We start from the raw sequence: 23254 nt of genomic DNA on the forward strand, positions 1-23254 counted from the left end.
TGAGAACGTACCCGTACTTTATTATTGACCTAAAGTACCTTCTACCTGGCTTGATTGCATCCTTTGTTTCTTTGCTTTCCGGAAATGGAATAGTTCATAGAATGTCGGAATCACGATCAGTGTCAGCAAGGTAGACACGATGAGTCCGAAAATAACGACAACTGCAAGTCCCTTGGAAACAAGATTTAGGCTCATTGCTGATTCATGCGCAAACAAGAGTGGCAGCATGGCAAATACCGTTGCAAGTGCTGTCATCAAAATTGGCCGTAAACGTACAGTTCCAGCTTCCAATATCGCTTCGCGAATACTCATTCTTTCCTCATTATGACGGATTCGGTCAACCAGCACGATCGCATTCGTTACCACAATTCCGACGAGCATCAGCATTCCGATACCAGAAGAAATATTAATGCTGGAGTTGGTAACAACCAGCCCTAACAGCGAACCGATTGCGGCAAGCGGCAGCGAAATCAAGATAGCGATGCTTGCCCGGAACGACTTTAAGGTCACAAGCAAAATCATAAACACGATTCCAATTGAGAACATGGCCAGTTTAGCTAGTTCTCCTAATTGATCGGATGACTGCATGGATGAACCGGTAAGTTCTGCACTTGTTCCTTTGGCAAACGTATCATCTTTGCTCCAAGTTAGAAGCTGCTGCTGAATTTTGCCGGCTACGTCCACCATTTTGTCTGGATTGACTTGAGCCGTGACTTGAAGATAATGATGTCCGTCCTTGGTGAAGATGGTACCTTGCTGCTTGCTTTCTTCAATCTTCGCAATGCTGGATAAAGCAACAGGTCCATCTGGCGTTATAAGCTCCAGATTTTTTAGATCATCCGCAGTTTGAATCTCTTTGAGAGCGCCCAATTTAACGGCGGTGGTCCGTCCATCAATTTTGATGCTTCCAATCGCAGCAGGATTAATCATCGCATAAATCGCCTGGGAGATTTCCTGTGCATTGGCTAGTTTTGAATCAACTTCAATGGTAACGGTTGGCTTTGTATTTTGATCATTGCTTTCTACTTTTATTACACCATCAATGCCGCTGATTTTTTCCTTCACCTTATCTGCTGCTTTTTTAATATCAGCATCATTTTTTCCAATCACATCAACAGAGACAGTTGTTTTATTTGCTCCTAGCAAGCCAGCTGTATCTGCCGTCAGCTCCGCATTTGGAAATTGGTCTTTTGTTTTTCGGATGTCTTTGACGAATTTAGCAGAATCGGTCCCTTCTTTAGGAAAAACCATAAAGCGGACCACGTTTGCATCCTGCAGATTTCCATATTGGGCAGCGTCCTCATTGACGCCTGCAATGGCAATATGGGTTTTTACCCCTTCTTTATCGGCAAGAATGTCCTCCATTTTGGCAACTCCATCTTCCATTTCGCTAAATGGAGTTCCGTTATGATAGCGAAGGTCAATTTCAATATAAGCGGAATCCTTCTGATCGACAGACCCTTTTGGCATGTTGACAAATAACCCGACAGACCCAACCACAACGAGAACGGCTATTGTAATTGGAAGCCACTTATGGTTAAGTGACCATTTCAACAGGGACGGGTAAAAGGAATTCTTTTTGTGTTCTTTCACCTTTACCTTTTTCATCATCCGGGCGCTGAGTGCCGGAACCACTGTCAGCGACACCAGCAGTGAAGATAGTAAGGAACACGTAATCGTTATAGCGAACGGGGCAACAAGATCTCGTAAACCACCAGAAACAATCAGCATAGGAAGGAATACTGCCACTGTTGTGAGTGTGGATGACGTGATCGCTGCACCCACTTCTTTTACTGCCTCAATTAAAAAGGCAGGGGTTAGCTCATGATCTTTCTTTCTTCGATAAATATTTTCGACTACGACAATGCTGTCATCGACTAATCGTCCAACTGATACGGCAATTCCTCCAAGCGTGAGAATATTTAGGGTAACGCCAAAGAAGGAAAGAAGAATCATTGTAATGCATAGAGACAATGGAATGCTGACAATCGTAATTAGGGTCATGCGGAAACTGCGCAGGAATAACCAAATAATGAGTGTAGCAAATAGTGCTCCGGTCAATACTTCTCTTGTCATTGAATTGATCGAATCAAGGACAGTGTCCCCTAAATTCATTACAGTCGTAGCTTGCAATGTTCCTTTGTAGTCTTTATTAATGGTTTTAACTACGTCTTGAACTTCTTTTCCAAGAGTTACAGCATTGGAAGTGGAATCCTTCTGGATCACGACATCAATAAAGGTTTTCCCGTTCAAATGGGTGATGTTTTCGGTATCTTTTTGCAAGGTAATGTCAGCAACATCCTGCAGTTTGATGTCACCGATTAACTTGATGTTTTTGAGATCATCCAGTGATTCTAATTTTCCTGTTACAATAATGCTAGTTGCCTTGTTGGCTAGCGTTTGTTCGCCCATCGCTACTGAGGCATTTTTCCCTTGGAGAAGGGTGTAAAGTTTTTCAAGTGGGAATTGAGCAGCCGCTAATTTTTCTGGATCGACTTTAATCATCACTTGTTGATTTCTTCCGCCGCTTACGATGACATTGCCGACACCTTTAAGGTCTTGGAACATCGGCATGATCTCGTTTTCGATGAGATTTAGCTCGGTATTGCCGATTTCCTTATCAAAGGTAAGGCCTAATTCGACGATTGGAATTTCCGATGTGTTGAGGTTGACTACGTATGGTTTCATGACTCCATTGGGGAGATTCACCATCGAAATTCTTTCTTGAATTTGCTGTTTTGCCTCTTTTACATCAATGCTGGACTCAAAAGTGACAGTCAACTGGGTAAAGTTATTCCCGGTTTGTGCGACTACATTTTGTTTTCCTCTAACGCCGTTTATGGCTTTTTCAATTGGCTGTGTAACCTGTTCATCCATGCTTACGGCATCGACGCCGTTGCCGACGACTGAAATCGTAACGTATGGCTGATCAGCAGAGGGCATCAGCTCCATGGGAATCGTGGTGTAACTGAAAATACCAAAAATCATTGAGGCAATGACAGAAAAAGCTAATGCAGCCTTATTCCGTAACGCCCATTTTGTAAACCAAGTCATAATATGTACCTCCTAGTACAAAAGTATCACAAACAGGTAAATTATACCTTTTTTACCACATTCTGAATAGTCCGTTTTTCTAAATTTACAAAAAAATAACCTTAGGGGACATTCAGCTGGCAGTTTGTACTTAACACTCTTGATTATAGGGCCACAGGGCATTTCCAATGTAGTAACCAAAGTCAATAAATCTATGTGACTTTCGTCATCAATGAGGCATCAGTAAGGTTCTTTTTCCTCGTTTTCACATGGATCTCTTTGACATAAGTCTGCAAGTTAGATTCCTTTTGTCATTAAAAATCGGATGTAGAAGTGAGAGTAGGATGAGGTCTCTAATTAAATGCAAGATAGTAGTAAAAAATAATATAATAGGGGGATAAGCCAAATGCGTAAGGCAGGGAATATGAATGAACGATCATCTGCAACCAGATACCCCAAATTCAACTATTAATCGAAATGGACTTACACCTGAGTTGATTGAAGCCGGCCATAAATTCAGAGAAAAATTACTCTATAGAATTCAAATTGGTGATCGGGAGTTAATAACTGACTTTGAAAAGGATCCATTTTTGAAGTTAAGTGATGACCAATTTAACCTTCTAAACAGAGTCCCTAATAATAAAATGCGATCCTATAAAAATATTCTATTGTCGCACAATACCCTCTATAGCTATGCAGCAGAAAAAGGAGGATTAAGTCCATGGCAATGCCACTTTATATCTGAAAAATATGCTATTATGATTGAGCATGCCGAAACCATTGGGAAACTAGATCAGATTCATTCATTTATGATAAAAGAGTATTCTGACCCTAAACTTCGAAAATCAAATACTGGCAGCTTAACAATTGTAGAGAAGGCAGAAAACTATATAGAGATGAACTTTGCAGAGGACATTTCAATGGAGGAAATAGCCCGAAAAATACATGTTCATCCCTCTCATTTAATGCGTGCATTTAAAAAGGAAAAAGGCATAACGATTAGTAATTACCGGAACTTAAGAAGAATGAAGGAAGCAAAGGAGCTCATCTTAAACTCAAATCTAACGATGACGGAAATTGCCATCATGGTTGGCTTCAGCAACCCCCAATATTTCTCCAAATTTTTTAAAGAGGTAGAAGGAATCACCCCAGTCGAATTTAAAAAAATGAAAAGGAAATGATAGGCGCATGAGTATTTCATGTGCTTATTTTGTGCGTTCTAGGACAATTAATAAAACAGAAAATTTCGCAATTATACTATAAAAGGATGCAACTATAATATAAAAAGGTTTTAACCAAGAGATATATACTTAATTTCAAGAATTAATTTAAGCGTTTACAAAAAAACACACAGAAAAATGGGGGGCTTGTATGAAAAAGTTTGGGGTAAGAGACCAGGTTGGATATGCGCTGGGGGATATTGGGGGGAGTTTTGTTAACCTATATATAGGAGGGTTTTTCTTAATCTTCTGTACCTATGTATTAGGTGTAAGCCCCTACTTTATGGGGACGATGTTTTTATTAGGTAAATTCTTTGATGCAATTTGCAATGTAGTGATGGGAACTCTTCCTGACCGTTGGAAATTAGGCAAATCTGGCGATAAATTCTTGCCGTATATTAATATTTCTAAATGGATATTAGCTGTTTCCTGTTTATTAGCTTTTGCGAACGTATCCAGTTGGGGATCTGCAGCAACTCATATATGGGTAGTATTCGTTTATTTATTCTTCTGTGTTGCATATACAGCCGATTCCATTCCTTACGGTTCACTTGCATCTGTTATTACAAATGATCCTGTTGAACGCACAAAATTATCTCGCGCCCGTGCTATTGGCGGGATGGTTGTCGGCCTTGGATTTTTATCATTCGTTCCAATGTTTATTTATGATAAGGCCGCAAAAGTGGTTCCAGAGGCATTCTTTCAAATTGCCATTGTCTTTAGTATTTTGTCCGTATTAGCTTATACAGGACTTGTAAAATTATCAACTGAACGTATTCGTGATGAAAAGGGCCCAGGAACAAATTCCGACTATCAATTTAAGGATGCGTTTATGGTAGCAATTAAAAATAGACCATTAATCGGTATGATGGTTGCATCAGTTGGCTCACTCCTGATGATTAATGGTGTAAGCCAATTGGCTCCTATTGTCTTTGCAGAACGTTATCATATGCCAGGTGCTTTCGCAATTAACTCTTTCATTAGCATTGGTATTACGCTTGTGTTATTCGCAATCGTTCCTAAACTCGTTGTTAAGTTTAATAAAAGAAATTTAGTGATTGGTACCGCATTCTTCAGTTTAGCTGCATCACTAGTAATGTCATTAGTTACGATTGAAAATGTCTATGTGTTCATGGTTTTATATAACCTTGCTACAATCGGTTCAGTTGTTTTCGTTATGGTTGTTTGGGCCCTTGTAACAGATTGTATCGATTATGCTGAACTTCAAACTGGAAAACATTACGAAGGAACACTTTACTCCCTCTATTCCTTTGCTCGTAAAGTAGGGATGGGATTAGGTTCCGCGATTGGAAGTTACGCTTTGGGCTGGGTCGGTTTCGTTTCTGGTGCAAAATCTCAATCACCAGCAGTAGCACAGGGCGTAGCAAAAATGTACACCGGTATGCCAATCCTTGCATTTATCATCATTTTGATCGGTGTAGGATTAATCTATAATCTAAATGCAAAAAGAACGAATGAAATGTATGCAGCATTAAAAGAAAAAAGAGCGTCTTAATAAGGGATTTCCTTATCCTTATAAAATGAAATGGCAGGAGAAGTTTATATGCGTACTAGATTCCTTTCAAAACTGACAAATGGGGAAGTCGAAGAATATTTAGATCGAAATGATATCATATTTGTTCCTGTTGGAGTAACGGAAACACATGGAGCTTTACCGCTGGATTCTGAAACGGTTTTAGCAGAAGCTATTGCTTTAAAAATGGCGGAAGAATCAGATGGGCTTGTATTGCACAATTTGCCATATTTCTTCCCAGGCGGAACGATTGTCGGCCGGGGAACCATTCAAATGAGCGTTAAAGACGGTATGGCATATTTAGATAAAATTGCAAAGTCATTGCTGAATCAAGGCTTTAGACGGCAAATTTATATCACCAGCCATGGCCCAGCCTATTTAACCGTAAGCGGCATGGTTCGTGATTTCTTTGATGAAACGAAAGTGCCTGCTCTATATATGGACGTATTAAAAGCAGCGGAGGCAGCCAAATTCGATCTGATGAATGCATTCCATGATATGTCGATTGGTGCTTATAAAATTTTAGGCAGATTAGAAGATGTTCCATTGAATGTACCTGAATCTCATTCTGTGACTTATGATGTGCAGCATATGTTAGCGGGAATGAGTAAGAATCCTGGTAATACACTAGGGAAGTACGCTTATCAATCCGGTGCAGTGGGTTCTTACTTCTATGAGCCATCCGATCATATGGCTACACCGCTATTGACAACGCCTGAAGAAAGAGAAGTGTATGCAGATGCAGGTGTACAAGCAATTAATGAACTTGTAAAAGCATTAGATATGCCGGCTATCGTTGAAACACTTCGTCAAGTGGATGAATATACGAGGGATTCCATTCTTCCTAAATACGGGGCACATTTGCCACGCAGAAATGCATAAATTACAATGAAAAAATCTTAGCAATTCATAATAGAGTTCCAGAACCATAGGGACGGTTCTGCTGGCTTTTTTGGTGCAAAAACATAAATGGACCATGGGAACCGTCCTCTGTGAGCTTTGTAGAAACCAACATACTCCAATTAACATTAACATGAGGCTAGCTGTTATGGAGCCAACATCCAGTTTTTCATCCTTTTTTTCTCCCCATGTTCCCCAAAAAGTAATCGAATACCTGTGGCAAATACAAGAGTGAAAATGAAATTTTATACAAAATCCAATTCGATAAGAATACCAAAGTATGTTTATTTGCCCAATTGCATCACCACTTTTCCACTTTTTCTAGACGAAGGTCATAAATCAAACCCAGCAATTTGTTATAAAAGTAGTTTTCATCATTAATATTGTTACATAAGTATAAAAAGTATAGTTACACAGGAATAAGGATGGGTGTAAAAGAATGTAATACTAACCGAAAATGGAAGCGAGGAATAATGATGGAAAAACGAAAACTAGGAAATCAAGGATTAGAAGTCTCTACTTTAGGATTAGGCTGTATGGGAATGTCTGATTTTTACAGCGGCCGTAATGACGATGAGTCTATTAATACAATCCACTATGCACTAGACAAGGGCATTAATTTCCTCGACACCGCCGATATGTATGGTGTAGGAAAAAATGAAGAATTAGTGGGGCGGGCGATAAGAGACTGTCGTGAACAAGTCGTGATTGCCACCAAGTTTGGGAATGTAAGAGCTGAAAATGGGGCATTTCTAGGAGTTAATGGACATCCCGATTACGTAAAAAAAGCGTGTGACGCTAGTCTAAAAAGGCTGGGTATCGATTATATTGATCTTTATTATCAACATCGGGTAGACCCTAAAATCCCAATTGAAGAGACTATCGGAGCAATGGCTGACCTCGTGAAGGATGGGAAGGTACGTTATCTCGGTATGTCCGAAGCGGCTCCTCAAACTATCCGAAAAGCACATCAAATTCATCCAATTTCTGCTTTACAGACGGAGTATTCATTATGGAGCCGTGATGTTGAGGAAGATATTTTACCAACCTGCCGTGAGTTAGGAATCGGGTTTGTTCCCTACAGCCCGCTTGGAAGAGGATTTTTAACAGGACAAATTCAAAGATTCGAAGACTTAGCAGAAGATGATTACAGACGATATTCTCCACGTTTCCAAGGTGAAAATTTCCAAAAGAACTTAGATCTTGTGAGTAGGATTAAAGAAATCGCGAATGAAAAGGGCTGCCATCCATCACAGCTGGCATTGGCCTGGTTACTAGTTCAAGGAGAAGACATCGTACCGATTCCTGGTACGAAAAAAGTGAAGTACCTGAAAGAAAACATTGGTTCACTTCAAGTGGTCTTAACGGGCGAAGACCTTCAAAGAATAAACGAAGTTTTTCCATCTGGAGTAACAGCAGGAGACCGTTATCATGAAGCTGGGATGAAAGGGGTAAATCTATAATTTAGTACCTGCTCCTCGTTTAGGTTACTAAAAAGGTTAGACAAATTCTTGAAAGTAGTGTTGAGAAAAATGGGGATATCCAAAAATAATATAGAGCGATTTAATGGTTTTAGTTCACTATACGATCTTAGTCGTCCAAGTTGTCCAAACGAAGTGGTAAAAATATTATCAACTTACTTGAATGATAGGCCAAAGCTAGTGATTGATGTTGGCTGTGGTACAGGACTTTCTACTTTTATTTGGCTCAATGAAGCCGAAAATATAATCGGAGTGGAGCCTAATGATGATATGCGTAAAGTGGCCGTATCCCATTGGGAAGCATGCCAAAAACCGACTAGTCTTAAGTTCGTTAAAGCATTATCACATCAACTTGGATTGCCAGATGAAACAGCAGATATTATTACATGCTCACAATCTTTTCATTGGATGGAACCCCAGCCGACTTTAAAAGAATTTGAGCGAGTTCTTCGTCCAAATGGGATTTTTGCGGCTTACGATTGTGATTGGCCGCCAACTTGTGACTGGAGGTTAGAAGATCATTATAAGAAATTAATTTCACAAGCAGAGCATTGTCTATCCCAACTGCTGCCTTCTGAACGTCAAGCACATAGATGGAATAAGGTGGAACATCTGCATCAAATACAACAATCTGGATTATTTTCCTTTGCAAAAGAAATCGTTTTTCATAACTGGGAAAAATGTGACGCTGCTCGATATGCCAATATTGCACTAAGTCAAGGCAGTCTCCAAACAGCATTAAAATTAGGCGTACAAGAGCTCGAAGCTGCTTTCTTGGACTATAGAAGGCATGTTGAAGAGGCTTTTTCTGGGGAAACAAAAGAAGTCCTATTTAGTTATCGAATGCGAATAGGGATAAAAAATAATCGTAAGCCATAGGTAGTAATCCTGAAGTTCACCATGTCCTAATTGAGAAGGTATTTCCACGTCAAGCTAATGTTTTGACCTGCGATTCCTGGATTGCATCATAGTATTAAACCCGTTAGGGGCCGTTCTGATAATGGAGAACAGCCCCTAATTCATGATGGTTACCCTCATTGTTGGGCCGGTTTGGCAAATCTTTCCACCTAAGGGGGTACAGATGTCATAACATAGGAGAAGGTGAGTCATTGCTTTTCTCATCTTTATCACGAATTAACTTCATGAAATGAGGTTTTTTAATTTTGAACCTTATTGTTAGACATAAGAACATATTCGTAAGCAGCAAGCGCAAATTCTATTGCTAAGCGTTTATATGGTTCCATAAAGTCGTGGCCAAGTAATTCATACAATTTCTCAAGACGATGATAGAGAGTTTGTCTTACGATGTAAAGCTGTTTAGCAGTTTCCTGTTTAGAACCGTTATATTGTAAATAAACTTTTAATGTTTCCATTAGTTTTCTGTCATTTTGATGTTCATACTCAAGTAGAGGTCCTAAATAATCGGAGATGAATTCATCAAGAACTCCTTGTTGATTAACAACTGATACTAAACGAAAGATGTGTAAATCGTCATAAAAAAAACTTGAGTAATTTTTGGGCATATTCTTCTGAATGATTAACGCTTCTTGTGCATTGAGATAACTCTTTTTTATGTGACTTAATTTATTTATAAATTTACCGACGGCAAATTGGACTTGTCCCATCTTTTGCTTTTCCACTAACTCTGTCTTTTTTAGAAAATCTATCCCGGCTTGAATTCTAGATTTCCAATCATTGGATTTCCTCTTGTTAAGTAATATAAAAATCATTTCATTTTTCCTAACAGTCGATATGAGAAGGAAGCCTTGTTGTTCAAAAATAGAGCGAGAGATTATTGTAAAAAAAGTGGATTCCGAACTGTTTTGATTCCAATCATTTGTTTTACAAATTAATACTAATCCGCCGTTTACTTCTAGATTAGGTTTAAGTTCAGTAACATATCTATGAATGTGTTCGACACTTTGTACTCCATCAAGCCATTTTTGAATCCACTCGGTTTCTTCTGCCTTCCTTCGTTCTTCCACATATAACTCAAGTAAATAGTTTTGCGCCAGTGCAGTGGCACTTCGGTCTACAATAAGAGTTTCGAATTCTGTTATATCCGATTCAGAAATAATGAAAAGATCGGCAAATTTCTGGTCTAATGCTCGTATCGACTGTCGAAATATAGTCTGGTTTGCTCCCGAATTATTTTTTTCTATTAAACTCATCATTTTTTCTTGTTCTTTTACCGTTTTTTCTGGAATAATTTGAATTTTCCCTTCGTTTGATCGATAGATTACTGTCAATTGTAACTGATCATGCAGCAGCCTCAAGATTTTGGATTGTGGATTTGTTGTAAGAAGGACCTGATTTAACTGATGTGAATAATGCTCTAAATCTGAAATCATTTGATACTGTTTTTTCATTAATAGTGTATGTATATCTTGTGTAATATCAACAAATCTTACTTCCTGCTGGAAAACAATAAGTGGGAAATTGTGGCGATCAGCTATTTCAATAATTTCTTGTGGTATGCTGGGCATATACGTTCCTAACTCAATACACAGGCCGGCAGCATTACTGTCAATAAACTGTTGAAGTAATGCAAGAAAAATCCCTTTATCTTTATTCCATCCGACTCCAGTAGAAAGGATAAGTTCATTCCCATTCAAGAGATTGTCAATTCGAGTTACTTCCATCACATGTACCCATTTTACAGTTCGAGAGAGACCAGCTCTACCTGCTATTACTTTGGCATTTACAAAATGCCTATTCTTTAAAATGTCCTCTACCAATAATTTACCCTCAGTATTCATTGATATCTAACACCTCTTTAGATTGATATTAATGATAGAGTACATTGAATAATAAAATATTGCATTATACAAAATGTAAAAAATAGTCTTTCATTAGGTTTAGGTAAATTATATAGAACATATTTTTTGTACTTAACATTTTGCCTGCTTTCCGAAGAGACATGGTTTGTTTGTTGGAGGATTATGTGTTCAACAATTTTTTACGGGTTGGAATTCATTGGTGGCTGCTTCACTTTATAGAGTAGAAAATATTATAATTTTAAATAGCTAATAGAGTTGTTCATTCATTCCAGAAAGTAGGTATGGTCATGTATAAGGTTGGTGTGATTGGTTCCCCTGCAGGTGTCGACAGAATCTTGGATGTGGCTAAAGAGTTTACAAACGAGATGGAATTCTATCCCTTTCCATTTTTAGAATTAAAAGAAATTAAAGAAAGCGTGTTGGAAAATGATCGATTTGTAGATGCGTGGCTTTTTACAGGCCCTGCACCATATATGATTTCTTTAAAGGAGTTACAAACCAGCAAGGATATTGTGTTTGTATCCACGACAGAAGGTCCTTACTTTAAATGTTTATTGGATATGTGGCACGAACAAGGAGAACTGCTAAAAAGTATAAGTGTCGATTTGCCAGGATCTTCAATGAAATATAGACATGAGCCTACGGACTGGATAAAAATGGGTCCGAAAGATGTTTATTTTATAACAATTGATGAAAAAACGCTTGAAGAGTTGATCGAATTCCATCTTGATTTGTGGAATAATGGGCGCATACAAGGTGTGATAACATGTTTTATCCAAGTTTCGGAGGCGTTGAGAAAAGTTGGAATACCCGCGTATGTACTAGAAACAAGCAAGATGGAAATGCGACAGGCGTTAAAAATCCTTAGTGAAAAGGTAAGAACCTCTTACTTTAAAGATACGCAAATTGGCATTGAAATCTTTGAAATTGAGAATTTTGATAGCATTTTAGATAAGAACCAGACTCCTTATCGTTTAGAGTATCTTGAACTTCGATTAAAAGAAACTCTTTTAAATCTATGTAAACAATTGGATGGATCCTTAGTGGAAAAAGGAAATGGCCGGTATTCTATCTTTAGTACAAGAGGGGCTATCGAAAGAAAAATTCTGGAATTACAGGAAACCGTTCACAAGCTTTCGTTGCAGACAAATTCAAAGGTTGCGATAGGAATAGGTTTTGGCGAAACTGTTTTGTTAGCGGAAAACAACGCTAAAAGAGCACTTCAGAAATCAAAAGAAAAACAGGATCGAGGAATCGTCATGATTCAGGAGAATGGGATGATCATAGAGTCGGTAGGGGGAGAGGGGAATATTTCCTATTTTGCTCACAGTAAGGATATAGATCTTCTTAATAAATTAAAAAAAGGCAATATTAGTATCAAGGCTTACAACATGATTGAGGCGCTCATACGTAAAATGAGCTGGACTGAATTCAAGACGAAAGATCTGGCAATTCATCTCAAAATGAGTGAACGAAATGCTCAGCGGATAATGGCCTATTTATGTGATGTCGATTTAGCTGAGTGTATTGGGGAAGAATCATTCCATAGTAAGGGAAGACCAAGTAAAATCTATAGATTAAAAGCATCCACTTAAAGGGTGCTATTTTTTTTGTCGTTAAAATACTATTGATTATTTTGAATATTTGAAATATAATCTATATAACGAAATGTCGTTAACTTTTCGTTTAATAAAATTAACTTATAAAAGGGAGGTTTTATGACGAATAAAAAATTGTGAGAAGACAAGTACAAGAAATGGAGAATGTATTTTTAACCCTTCTAAGCTGGCAATCGTGAAGCTAAGACTCATTTGATTGTAAGACTAATCTTTCAGTAGTTTACGATGAACAAGAAAATCTACTTCAAACATCCTCAGAAAAAGCAAAATTTTTCACTAACCTACATGAAAAACAAAAGTTCCATGATCAACATATCAACTTTTTAGCATGTGAAGGAGAAGATTATTATGTCAAACAAGTTACTCATGCATCAATTGCCAACCTTTAATACGATCGAGGAGGAACGTCGTCATCGGAAGGAACGCCTTGCAGCTGCATTCCGACTTTTTTCCAAGTTTGGATTTGACGAAGGGGTAGCCGGACATATAACTGCCCGCGATCCTGAATATACAGATCATTTCTGGGTAAACCCGTTTGGAATGCATTTTAGTCACATTCGTGTTTCTGATTTGATTCTAGTTAACCATCAAGGTGAAGTGGTAGAAGGTAACCGGCCTGTTAACCGTGCAGCGTTTTGTATCCATTCCCAGGTACATGCAGCTAGACCGGATGTAATCGCTGCTGCTCATGCCCATTCCGTTTTTGGGAAAACATGGTCTACTCTAGGGCGTCTGCTCGACCCAATTACCCAAGATTCGGCAGCTTTTTATAAGGATCACTCTCTTTTTGATGATTACACAGGTGTGGTAAATGAACTGGAAGAAGGTAAAAGAATTGGTCAAGCACTTGGCCCACATAAAGCAGTTATTTTACGAAATCACGGTTTGCTAACTGTAGGACGTTCAGTAGATGAAGCTGCATGGTGGTTCATAACAATGGAACGATCTTGCCAGGCGCAATTGCTGGCAGAAGCTGCAGGCAACCCCATTTTAATTGACGATAATCATGCATATAAAACAGCTCAAGAAATTGGAAATGAACTTTCGGGATGGTTCCAATTCCAACCTTTGTGGGATCGTATTGTTCGGGAACAGCCAGATCTGCTTGATTAGTATCGTCCCGAACAGCCGCTTTGAGTGCTGTAATACGGTAAAAAGTTGGAGGTTATTTGGGGAGGTTCCTAACCTCTCTATTTTTAACTAAGAATTAAGGATAGCTATCTTTCGTAAATATACTAGAAGAACTTCAGGAATGCTTACCGGCTGGATATGAAACATAGAAATCTAGTAAGAAAATTCACTAGAAACATAGAAATATAATTTTCTGTTGCTTTTTAGTTTTCCAAGCAATCAGTAGAAAGGAGAATATCCTATGGATCAAACGGATGCAAAGAGACCCAACAAAAAGTTTGTCCTTACGCTGCTGTTTCTGGGCTATTCGGTATCGTATATCGATCGGCTCATTATGAACATCGCTGTGATTCCAATTGGAGAAGAGTTTCAGCTAAGTCCAACTGCTACAGGCACTGTGATCAGCATCTTTTTCCTCGCCTACGCGTTGATGCAAATACCGGGAGGATGGCTGACCGATCGATTTGGCGCTAGAAAAGTAATCATTTTCTCCATTGTTATCTGGTCGATTTTTACTGTGTTGACTGGTTTAGCGTGGTCAGCTGCGTCGTTAATTGTTATCCGATTTCTGTTTGGGCTGGGAGAGGGCGGCTATCCAGCGGCATGCGGAAAGGCAATCTCAGAGAACTTTCCTAAAGAAGAGCGAGGAAAAGCCCAATCCATCTTGATGTCATCCAATCTTCTTGGCGGGATTATCACACCGCTGTTGGTTACGCCGATCTTAATTTGGTTGGGCTGGAGACACCTGTTTTTGGCAATTGGAATAGTTGGGATTTTGATTGGCTTTCTATTTTGGAAATACATTCGGATGCCCGCCCAATCGGTGGAATCGAGTAATCCAGAATTGTCCAACAGAGGCAATTTGTTAGACTTGCTTAAATCACCGCAAATGTGGAAACTGCTTTTATTTTGGTTCGGAATTAGTATAGCAGGGTGGGGTATGACAAGTTGGATGCCCACTTACATGGTAAATGTGCGTCACCTGGATTTGGTATCTGCTGGGATGTTGGGAGCGATTCCTGCTTTAGCAGGGGTTCTCGCCACAGTGGCAGGCGGATGGCTTCTTAGTTGGTTTGCTGGCAAGGAGAGATTGTATTTTGTCGGGAACGCTGCATTGTTTGCTCTCTTTTTAATGCTGACTTTCTTCGCTCCCACAGTCGGACTGGTTTACACCTACAGCAGCCTTGCGACCATATTTTTTTCTTTTATTTTTAGTGCGGTGTACGCACTACCGCACGAAATGTTTGACAAGAACGTGATTGGCTCAGCCATTGGCCTGGTAACTTTCGGATCTGTTTCCGCAGGCTTTGTCGCCCCAATCATCATGGGTGTGTTGATTACAGCATTTAAAGGCTCATATATGGGGGCATTCACATTCCTGACTATTTGTGTTTGTATCTCTATACTAATCGGTTTAACACTGAAAAACGGCCGCGAATTTTCAAAATTAGATGGGGCTGATGCCATTGAAGCGTAATGCAATTGTGGTAGATGATATTTCAATTTGATTATTTAAATTTGAGGTGATTATATGTTTGCAGATGTTGTATTTGTAAATGGACAAGTTATTACAGTTGATATAAAAAATCGGATAGCCGAAGCAGTTGCGGTTAAACGTAACAGGATAGAAGCAGTTGGAACGAATGAGGAAGTCAAACGGTGGATTGGCGACCGAACCAAGGTGATAGATTTGCAAGGTAAGAGTCTACTGCCCGGGTTTATCGATTCGCATTTGCATCTCATCCATTATGGAATGTCAAAAATGGCGATCAATTGCAAAGACGCTTCGATACAATCGAATGCGGATATTATCGGAGAATTGGAAAAAAGGGCACTATCAACTCCAGCGGGAGAATGGATCTTTGCATCAAGCTACAACGAATTGAATATGGCAGAAGGCCGATATTTGACTCGCCGTGAACTGGATGAGGTGTCAACTGAACACCCGATTATGATTATGCGGACATGTGGACATATCATGATTGTGAACACTAAAGCGCTGGAATTAGCAGGCGTAAACGACCAGACGGCTAATCCGGAAGGCGGAGTGTTTGGTCGGGATGAATCTGGAAGATTAAACGGACTCCTCGTGGAAGCAGCGATGCAGCCGGTAAGTCGTGTCATAAATCCAACAGAAGAGGATTTTGCAAAAGCAGCCAAAAACGCTTCGGACGAGTTCATATCGTTAGGTATTACGACTATTCACGATGCCGGCGGATATGAGCCGGTCAATCTTCGCATATTTGACCAAGCAATTCGTTCCGGCCTCATAAAGGTTCGGGTGTATGCAATGATTGTTCATGAGCCTAACTTTAACCGAATGAGACAGACATACCTTTCGACTGGATTCGGAGACGAGCGGTTTCGGATTGGTCCGGCGAAAATCTTTATAGATGGGTCTAGTTCGGCACCGACGCTTGCAACACGCCAACCGTATGAGACAAACCCGGAAAACAGCTGCATTCTATACTACACGCAAGAAACTATGAACGATGCGCTCATAGCAGCTCATAGAGATGGGTATCAAATTACGGCTCACGCCCAGGGTGACCTGGCAATTGAGATGTTGTTAAATACGTTTGAAGAAGCGCTCAGACAATACCCGCGACATAATCACAGACATAGAATCGAGCATGCTGGTTTAGCGATGCCTGATCTTATTGAGCGAATGGCTAAACTGAACATAGTGACCGTTCCTAACCCCAACTTTTTTGCCGAGTTCGGAGATATATACATTAAGCATTTCGGCGCTCGCAGCAATTATATGTACCCGATTAAAGCATGTTTGGAAGCTGGCATCGTAGTAGCTGGCGCCTCGGACAGTCCGGTGTCAAACGCCAATCCGCTAATTGGTATTCATGAGGCCGTAAACCGGGTAACTCCAGCTGGAGCGGTCATTGGGGAAGAGCAGAGAATCTCCGTGATGGAAGCAATTAGGCTTTACACCTGGAACGGGGCTTATGCAAGCTTTGAGGAAGACAGGAAAGGAAGCATTGAGGAAGGGAAATTAGCTGATTTGGTTGTGCTGAATGATCGGATATTGGATGTAAGGACTGATAGCATTGATCAATTATGTGTAGAAATGACAGTGATTGATGGGGAAATTGTTTATGATAAGATAACTAACTCTGTCGAAGAAAGTGTAAGATGATAACATTCAATTTTTTTAGTACTCAGTTTAGTAATTTTTTAATCTAAAAAAGCCAAAAAAATGAAAAAACAGCAACCGTTACGATAGCAATAATACCATCTTCGTTAATAATGACGCTATGCGAAGCTTTCTGCAAAAACAAAGTAATTTTGGAAGTGAAATAGACTTTGGGCGCGAGCCCAAAGTCTTTAAGAAAATAAAGCTATATCTTTATTTGCTGCTGTGCCCAATATTTAGAACGTAATTCTACTTTTAGTATTTTTCCAGAGGGGTTTCGCGGAAGCTCGTTCATAAAGTCAATGGACTTTGGTTTTTTGTAGCTCGCCAATTTTCCATCGCAGAAATCGATAACCTCCTGCTCAGAAAGATCAGCGCCTTCCCGCGGGACCACGAGGGCTTTTACCGATTCACCCCAAACAGGATCAGGAACACCGATTACAGCCACATCAAGGATCCCAGGATGGGAATAGAGAACTTCTTCAATTTCTCTCGGATAAATATTCACGCCGCCGCTTATAAGCATATCCTTTTTACGGTCAACGATATAGTAGTAACCTTCTTCATCCCGCAATGCCATATCTCCCACTGTAAAATAGCCGTTCCAGAAAGAGACTTCATTTGCCTCCGGATTATTATAGTACCCATCCAACAGGTAAGGAGCTTTAATATATAGCTCACCGACCTCGCCATTTGCAACCGGGTTTCTATTTTCATCTAATATTAAGCATTCAACCAGCGGGAAAGGCTGGCCGACACAGCGCTCTTTCCTGCGGATGTCCTTCGGCTTAATGTTGAGTGTAACAGCGCTCTCTGTTGATCCATAGAATTCATGTAGATCCACATCTTTAAAAAATTCAAGCACATCTAATTTGGTTTGCGTTGGGAGAGGGGAGCCTGCAGAAATTAACACCCTCATTGAACTTGTATCATACTTGGATTTCGTTTCGTTGTTAAGATTCACTAGGAAGTTAAACATAGTAGGTGCCATAAACGTGTTCGTAGCCCCGTACTTTTCGACATCAGCAAGGAATTGCTTGGGGCTGAAGGATTCCTCGATGACAAGGGTCCCGCCGACAATCAACTGCATCATTAGGAAAATCCATGGTGCAGCGTGATAAATTGGCCCAGCCACGATATGGACATCAGATTCATCAATTTTGTATTCATAAGCAGCTGTCATGCCGGTAAGCATGCGGGATCGATGAGAAATCACCACACCCTTCGGCTTACCAGTTGTACCGGATGTATACCCAAGATAAAGAGTGTCCTTTTCATCTACTTGGATATCTGGAGCAATAGCCGCTCCTCTTGCTAAAAAGGACTCATAATCTATTAAACTAGCAGTGGAAGAACCACCAACCACTACAACAGTATCCAATTGAGGCAATTGAGGGAGAAGCTTTTCAATTTCACCTGCATATTCAGCAGTTGTGATGAAGCCGCGGCTCTTAGAATTCATTACAATATACTCAATCTCGGAACCTACTAATCGGAAATTGATCGGAACAAGAATAACACCAATTTTAGATAACCCAAGGATTAATTCCACATAGGCGGAGTGGTTTTTCATCATTACAGAAACTTTATCGCCTTTTTTATATCCTAAAGATAAGAAAGCGTTTGCAATTTGGTTTGCACGTTTATTTAGTTCACCATAGGTCCATTGCTTATTTTTAAAAATAACAGCCGGTTTATCCCTAAACTTGTCCGCATTTTGCTTCATAATTGATCCAAATGTAAGCATCTTGAGCACATCCTCTCCCACGCGTATCTGAATTTTCTTACATTTATTATTGTACGAAATCTTTTAGTTATTGTCAAAAGGTGTCAGGTCCTGCTCGTGGACTAAAAAGGAATCTAAATCATAAGTCATACTTTTCAAAAACTGGTTTCTACAGCGGCTGTAGAAACCATATATATATATAGAAAAAGTTAACAGAGGTAGATACATTGGACAAACAAAATAGTCGTCGATTTAGATGGGTTGTATTTGCTTCAGTGCTGATTACTTATTTATTAATGTCGAGCCAGCGAACTGCACCTGGATTGATTACGGACCAAGTGATGAGGGATTTTCATGTATCGGCAACAACGATTGGATTTCTGGCAAGCATTCAATTTTTTGTATACACGGGTTTGCAAATTCCGATGGGGATTATGGCTGACAGATTTGGCCCTAATTTTTTCCTCATTATCGGAGCGATCCTTACGGGTCTCGGCACCATCATTTATAGTCTAGGTACCCATGCATTTATCTTGTTTTTTGCGAGAATCCTGACGGGGACGGGGGATGCGACTGTCTGGGTCAATATGGTGTTAATCTTGAGCCGCTGGTTTAATGTGAAGGAATTTACCCGCTTAATCGGTGTGGCTGCAATGACCGGGAGTCTTGGTTTTCTGTTAGCGACAGTCCCTTTCTCCTTATGGATTGACCTGCTTGGTTGGAGGGCAGCGTTTTTTTCAACAGGTCTATTATTATGTCTATGTGGCATTTTCCTTTTTTTTGTGCTCGTCAAAAAGCCCAAAAAAGTCCTTCCTTATAGACCAATACCTGAAAAAAATGAGATCCAACGTGAAAAAACGTTGGTTTTACTGCGAAGAATTGTTTCGAATCGCCAGGCATGGGCTTTATTCTTTTGTCACTTTGGAATTGTCGGAACGTATGTAGGTTTTATCGGTTCATGGGCAGTACCCTATGGGATGGATATGCATGGAATGACGCGTTCAGAGGCGAGCCAGCTTATTTTGATTGGTTTGGTCGGGGCACTGATTGGTGCACCTTTATCTGGATGGATTTCAAGCCGGTTAGAAATGATTAAACGTCCTTATGTGGTTGTCCATATCATCCTATTATTGAGTTGGTCTACCTTTCTTTTATTTAAGGGGGACCCTCCCAATTTCTTGCTAACGACGCTTTTCTTTGTTATTGGTCTGGCGTATGGAGCTAATGCCTTAACGTTTGCTGCCGTTCGTCAATCTTTTCCGATAATGGAATCCGGCCTTGCCTCCGGATTTGCAAATACAGGTGGATTCCTAAGTGCCGTCTTGCTGCCAAGTATTTTTGGAAATGTCTTGGATCACTTTCAGATCCCTTCAGGCAGTGTAAGTGCCGGCTACTACCACGGTTTCATCACACCTGTCATCTTCTCCATAATTGGCTTGATTGGAGTGATGATGCTTAAGGAAAGAGGGATGGGGACAGTTCGAGACCGCTGAGAAAAAATAAGAACTGATTTAAGAAAAAAAACGGTTGAATCGAATTTGAAAAATCCCTTCTGAATAGACCATCCTAAGGTCCATGAAGACCAAAACGGCTCATGGCAAGATGGAAAATGGTCCTCATAAGGTGAATGAAGACCAAAACGGCTCAGGTGAAGATGGGAAATGGTCTTCATAAGGTGAATGAAGACCAAAACGGCTCAGGGCGAGATGGAAGATGGCCTTCATCGGGTCAATGAAGACCAAAACGGCTCAGGTGAAGGTGGGAAATGGCCTTCATAAGGTGAATGAAGACCAAAACGGCCCAGGGCAAGATGGAAAATGGTCTTCATCGGGTCAATGAAGACCAAAACGACTCAGGTGAAGGTGGGAAATGGTCTTCATAAGGTGAATGAAGACCAAAACGGCCCAGGGGGAGATGGAAGATGGTCTTCATATGTTTATTGGAGACAATAGGCAAGTCTATGCGGGAATATCTTTTATCTGACTTCTTATGAAGTGTAATTCAGTGGTTTGTAACGGTTCTTCTACTTCATTTTATCTATATATTTTCCATCGGCAAAAAACTTCATATTTTTTATATGCTAATTAAGCAAATTCCTTAAATAGAAATGCTTTTTTAGTATGTAATCAAACGTTTGAGTAACTGACAAATTTTTCATATGCATATTAGGTTTGTCCTTTCAAATCAGGCTTGCCCGAGTTTTTAATCAAACGTTTGTATAGATTGCTGGAAGGGAAATTTGGCGAAGAATGATAAAAGCAGTTAAGGTAATGGAGGAAGATGGGGATGGGATAGATTCTCGGGTTTATTTTCTTATTTATTCATCAGTTTTTTTGCTTAAAAAGGAGCCAATTTCCCGCTACACTTGGGTTTTAATAAGATTTAATTAAACGTTTGTGTAAATGACAATGTTTTTAGCTGTCATAAGAGATGGAAAACTTATTTTTTCAGACTTTTCATTGCTTTTAACCAAACGATTATTTAAAAAATAAATGGGGAATTATGTTGGAAGTTGGCGGATAACTGAATAGTGGGACAGCCTGCTTAATATTAAACCAAACAGGGACTGTCCCTTTTTTGGGGCTAAACTCTAGATATATTGTTATTAAGATGCTCCAATTTAATAGCGATTGCAGTAACCATATCCTTCGTTACCTTAGGAAGCTGAGACTTTAAGACCGCATTAACCACCGGTCCGATTGCGCCGCCGGCAGTGAGCTCAATAAAGCCAGTGATCTTCGTTTTATTTTTATCTACTGCTTCTGCCAAGAAATATCCTTCACCAGTAAGTCCTTCATTTACCCCCTTTAATCGAAAAGTAATCTTTGTCGGTTCAATCCATTCTTTTATGGTGACCATCAGGCTGATCTTTTTCTTTATGAATCCGATGTTACTATTAAACTCCCAAGTGGACTGACGGTTCGTGAATTTTCGGTGTTGAATATATCCGGGGATTAGAGGAGCCCAATTATCCATATCCTTAACAAAATCCCAAACCATATTGATTGGGACATTCACTTCAGTTTGATACATTCCGGTTGGCATTCCTATTTCCTTCTTTCCGTTACAATATAAGATCTTCTTATATGTATATGTTCCGCTAATTAAAGGGAGATTTGTCCCTTATAGCTTGGGTGAAGGGTTTCGAACGTACCGTGACTTTTAATTCGATAAGAATTTGGTGTCTTGTTTGGGAGTCTAACTTAAAAAAACAAAAAAACATATTGACGTGTTAAAAATAATCTAGTAATATAACATTTGTCGCTACGAGATATGACGAAAAACATTTTATCTCTAAAAAACAGTTGACATTTAAAGGTCACTACGGTAATATTAATTACTGTTGCTGACTTGAGTTGCTGTTTTTTTAAAAAAAGTAGTTGACTAGTTCAGTAAGAGATGATATATTGTTATTCTGTCTCTGAAAAATTGTTCTTTGAAAACTAAACAAACAAAAACGTCAACAAACAATAATGAACATGTTTCTTCTATTAATATAGATAAACATGAGCCAACGTAACATTTTTGAGCTAATCAACTCAACTTTATTGGAGAGTTTGATCCTGGCTCAGGACGAACGCTGGCGGCGTGCCTAATACATGCAAGTCGAGCGAATCAATAGGAGCTTGCTCCTGTTGATTAGCGGCGGACGGGTGAGTAACACGTGGGCAACCTGCCTGTAAGACTGGGATAACTTCGGGAAACCGGAGCTAATACCGGATAATTTCTTCCCTCACATGAGGGAAGGTTGAAAGTCGGTTTCGGCTGACACTTACAGATGGGCCCGCGGCGCATTAGCTAGTTGGTGAGGTAACGGCTCACCAAGGCGACGATGCGTAGCCGACCTGAGAGGGTGATCGGCCACACTGGGACTGAGACACGGCCCAGACTCCTACGGGAGGCAGCAGTAGGGAATCTTCCACAATGGACGAAAGTCTGATGGAGCAACGCCGCGTGAGCGATGAAGGCCTTCGGGTCGTAAAGCTCTGTTGTCAGGGAAGAACAAGTATCGGAGTAACTGCCGGTACCTTGACGGTACCTGACCAGAAAGCCACGGCTAACTACGTGCCAGCAGCCGCGGTAATACGTAGGTGGCAAGCGTTGTCCGGAATTATTGGGCGTAAAGCGCGCGCAGGCGGTCCTTTAAGTCTGATGTGAAAGCCCACGGCTCAACCGTGGAGGGTCATTGGAAACTGGGGGACTTGAGTGCAGAAGAGGAAAGCGGAATTCCACGTGTAGCGGTGAAATGCGTAGAGATGTGGAGGAACACCAGTGGCGAAGGCGGCTTTCTGGTCTGTAACTGACGCTGAGGCGCGAAAGCGTGGGGAGCAAACAGGATTAGATACCCTGGTAGTCCACGCCGTAAACGATGAGTGCTAAGTGTTAGAGGGTTTCCGCCCTTTAGTGCTGCAGCTAACGCATTAAGCACTCCGCCTGGGGAGTACGGCCGCAAGGCTGAAACTCAAAGGAATTGACGGGGGCCCGCACAAGCGGTGGAGCATGTGGTTTAATTCGAAGCAACGCGAAGAACCTTACCAGGTCTTGACATCCTCTGACACTCCTAGAGATAGGAATTTCCCCTTCGGGGGACAGAGTGACAGGTGGTGCATGGTTGTCGTCAGCTCGTGTCGTGAGATGTTGGGTTAAGTCCCGCAACGAGCGCAACCCTTGATCTTAGTTGC

The 23254-nt window shown here is 40.3% G+C and carries 14 protein-coding genes and 1 rRNA gene (1 of these 15 running past the window's edge); 11 read left to right on the forward strand and 4 right to left on the reverse strand.

Annotation, left to right across the window (positions count from 1 at the left end; genetic code table 11):
- Positions 1–21 precede the first annotated feature (21 nt).
- Positions 22–3054, reverse strand: coding sequence for an efflux RND transporter permease subunit (locus ACZ5AE_RS02635; RefSeq protein WP_464569231.1), 3033 nt, complete (start codon positions 3052–3054; stop codon positions 22–24).
- Between the two features lie 407 nt (positions 3055–3461).
- Here ACZ5AE_RS02635 and ACZ5AE_RS02640 point away from each other — a divergent pair, with 407 nt between their 5' ends.
- From ACZ5AE_RS02640 to ACZ5AE_RS02660, 5 genes are all read left to right on the forward strand, one after another.
- Complete coding sequence (locus ACZ5AE_RS02640; RefSeq protein WP_464569233.1) at positions 3462–4214, forward strand: helix-turn-helix transcriptional regulator; 753 nt, start codon at positions 3462–3464, stop codon at positions 4212–4214.
- Positions 4215–4404: 190 nt separating this feature from the next.
- Positions 4405–5769, forward strand: a complete 1365-nt coding sequence (locus tag ACZ5AE_RS02645; protein WP_464569235.1) for an MFS transporter — start codon at positions 4405–4407, stop codon at positions 5767–5769.
- 48 nt (positions 5770–5817) lie between these two features.
- Positions 5818–6669: a creatininase family protein gene (locus ACZ5AE_RS02650; protein ID WP_464569237.1), complete on the forward strand. Its 852-nt coding sequence runs from the start codon at positions 5818–5820 to the stop codon at positions 6667–6669.
- A 494-nt stretch (positions 6670–7163) separates the two neighbouring features.
- On the forward strand, positions 7164–8150 hold the full coding sequence (locus tag ACZ5AE_RS02655) for an aldo/keto reductase (protein WP_464573520.1): 987 nt from the start codon (positions 7164–7166) through the stop codon (positions 8148–8150).
- 57 nt (positions 8151–8207) lie between these two features.
- Positions 8208–9047, forward strand: a complete 840-nt coding sequence (locus ACZ5AE_RS02660) for a class I SAM-dependent methyltransferase (RefSeq protein WP_464573521.1) — start codon at positions 8208–8210, stop codon at positions 9045–9047.
- Positions 9048–9325: 278 nt separating this feature from the next.
- On the opposite strand, the gene ACZ5AE_RS02665 is transcribed toward ACZ5AE_RS02660, so the two are convergent.
- Positions 9326–10927 carry a PucR family transcriptional regulator gene (locus ACZ5AE_RS02665; protein ID WP_464569239.1) on the reverse strand — a complete coding sequence of 534 codons (1602 nt, stop codon included), beginning with the start codon at positions 10925–10927 and terminating at the stop codon, positions 9326–9328.
- A gap of 308 nt (positions 10928–11235) precedes the next feature.
- Here ACZ5AE_RS02665 and ACZ5AE_RS02670 point away from each other — a divergent pair, with 308 nt between their 5' ends.
- The 4 genes from ACZ5AE_RS02670 (at position 11236) to ACZ5AE_RS02685 (ending at position 16849) form a co-directional block, all read left to right on the forward strand.
- Positions 11236–12543: a hypothetical protein gene (locus ACZ5AE_RS02670; protein WP_464569241.1), complete on the forward strand. Its 1308-nt coding sequence runs from the start codon at positions 11236–11238 to the stop codon at positions 12541–12543.
- Positions 12544–12915: 372 nt separating this feature from the next.
- Entirely contained in the window at positions 12916–13680 is a 765-nt protein-coding gene (locus ACZ5AE_RS02675) for a class II aldolase/adducin family protein (RefSeq protein WP_464569243.1), read from the forward strand.
- A gap of 259 nt (positions 13681–13939) precedes the next feature.
- Entirely contained in the window at positions 13940–15175 is a 1236-nt protein-coding gene (locus ACZ5AE_RS02680) for an MFS transporter (protein WP_464569245.1), read from the forward strand.
- A gap of 54 nt (positions 15176–15229) precedes the next feature.
- Complete coding sequence (locus tag ACZ5AE_RS02685) at positions 15230–16849, forward strand: amidohydrolase (protein WP_464569247.1); 1620 nt, start codon at positions 15230–15232, stop codon at positions 16847–16849.
- A gap of 202 nt (positions 16850–17051) precedes the next feature.
- On the opposite strand, the gene ACZ5AE_RS02690 is transcribed toward ACZ5AE_RS02685, so the two are convergent.
- Positions 17052–18593, reverse strand: a complete 1542-nt coding sequence (locus ACZ5AE_RS02690) for a class I adenylate-forming enzyme family protein (RefSeq protein ID WP_464569249.1) — start codon at positions 18591–18593, stop codon at positions 17052–17054.
- Between the two features lie 206 nt (positions 18594–18799).
- Between ACZ5AE_RS02690 and ACZ5AE_RS02695 the strand changes: the two genes are divergently transcribed.
- The gene (locus ACZ5AE_RS02695; RefSeq protein ID WP_464569251.1) at positions 18800–20065 is read left to right on the forward strand and encodes an MFS transporter; all 1266 of its coding nucleotides are present in this window, start codon (positions 18800–18802) and stop codon (positions 20063–20065) included.
- Between the two features lie 1090 nt (positions 20066–21155).
- Here the strand turns inward: ACZ5AE_RS02695 and ACZ5AE_RS02700 are convergent.
- Positions 21156–21617 carry a CoxG family protein gene (locus ACZ5AE_RS02700; RefSeq protein WP_464569253.1) on the reverse strand — a complete coding sequence of 154 codons (462 nt, stop codon included), beginning with the start codon at positions 21615–21617 and terminating at the stop codon, positions 21156–21158.
- Between the two features lie 500 nt (positions 21618–22117).
- Here ACZ5AE_RS02700 and ACZ5AE_RS02705 point away from each other — a divergent pair.
- Positions 22118–23254: ribosomal RNA gene (locus ACZ5AE_RS02705) — 16S ribosomal RNA — on the forward strand (it continues 413 nt past the right edge of the window).

Source organism: Neobacillus sp. S1227, assembly GCF_055385255.1.

What these genes read in the sequence shown, in the direction of transcription:
- ACZ5AE_RS02635 (WP_464569231.1), bottom strand. Translation starts at nt 3,054, where the DNA reads ATGACTTGGTTTACAAAATGGGCGTTACGGAATAAGGCTGCATTAGCT.
- ACZ5AE_RS02640 (WP_464569233.1), top strand. Translation starts at nt 3,462, where the DNA reads ATGAACGATCATCTGCAACCAGATACCCCAAATTCAACTATTAATCGA.
- ACZ5AE_RS02645 (WP_464569235.1), top strand. Translation starts at nt 4,405, where the DNA reads ATGAAAAAGTTTGGGGTAAGAGACCAGGTTGGATATGCGCTGGGGGAT.
- ACZ5AE_RS02650 (WP_464569237.1), top strand. Translation starts at nt 5,818, where the DNA reads ATGCGTACTAGATTCCTTTCAAAACTGACAAATGGGGAAGTCGAAGAA.
- ACZ5AE_RS02655 (WP_464573520.1), top strand. Translation starts at nt 7,164, where the DNA reads ATGGAAAAACGAAAACTAGGAAATCAAGGATTAGAAGTCTCTACTTTA.
- ACZ5AE_RS02665 (WP_464569239.1), bottom strand. Translation starts at nt 10,927, where the DNA reads ATGAATACTGAGGGTAAATTATTGGTAGAGGACATTTTAAAGAATAGG.
- ACZ5AE_RS02670 (WP_464569241.1), top strand. Translation starts at nt 11,236, where the DNA reads ATGTATAAGGTTGGTGTGATTGGTTCCCCTGCAGGTGTCGACAGAATC.
- ACZ5AE_RS02675 (WP_464569243.1), top strand. Translation starts at nt 12,916, where the DNA reads ATGTCAAACAAGTTACTCATGCATCAATTGCCAACCTTTAATACGATC.
- ACZ5AE_RS02680 (WP_464569245.1), top strand. Translation starts at nt 13,940, where the DNA reads ATGGATCAAACGGATGCAAAGAGACCCAACAAAAAGTTTGTCCTTACG.
- ACZ5AE_RS02685 (WP_464569247.1), top strand. Translation starts at nt 15,230, where the DNA reads ATGTTTGCAGATGTTGTATTTGTAAATGGACAAGTTATTACAGTTGAT.
- ACZ5AE_RS02690 (WP_464569249.1), bottom strand. Translation starts at nt 18,593, where the DNA reads ATGCTTACATTTGGATCAATTATGAAGCAAAATGCGGACAAGTTTAGG.
- ACZ5AE_RS02700 (WP_464569253.1), bottom strand. Translation starts at nt 21,617, where the DNA reads ATGCCAACCGGAATGTATCAAACTGAAGTGAATGTCCCAATCAATATG.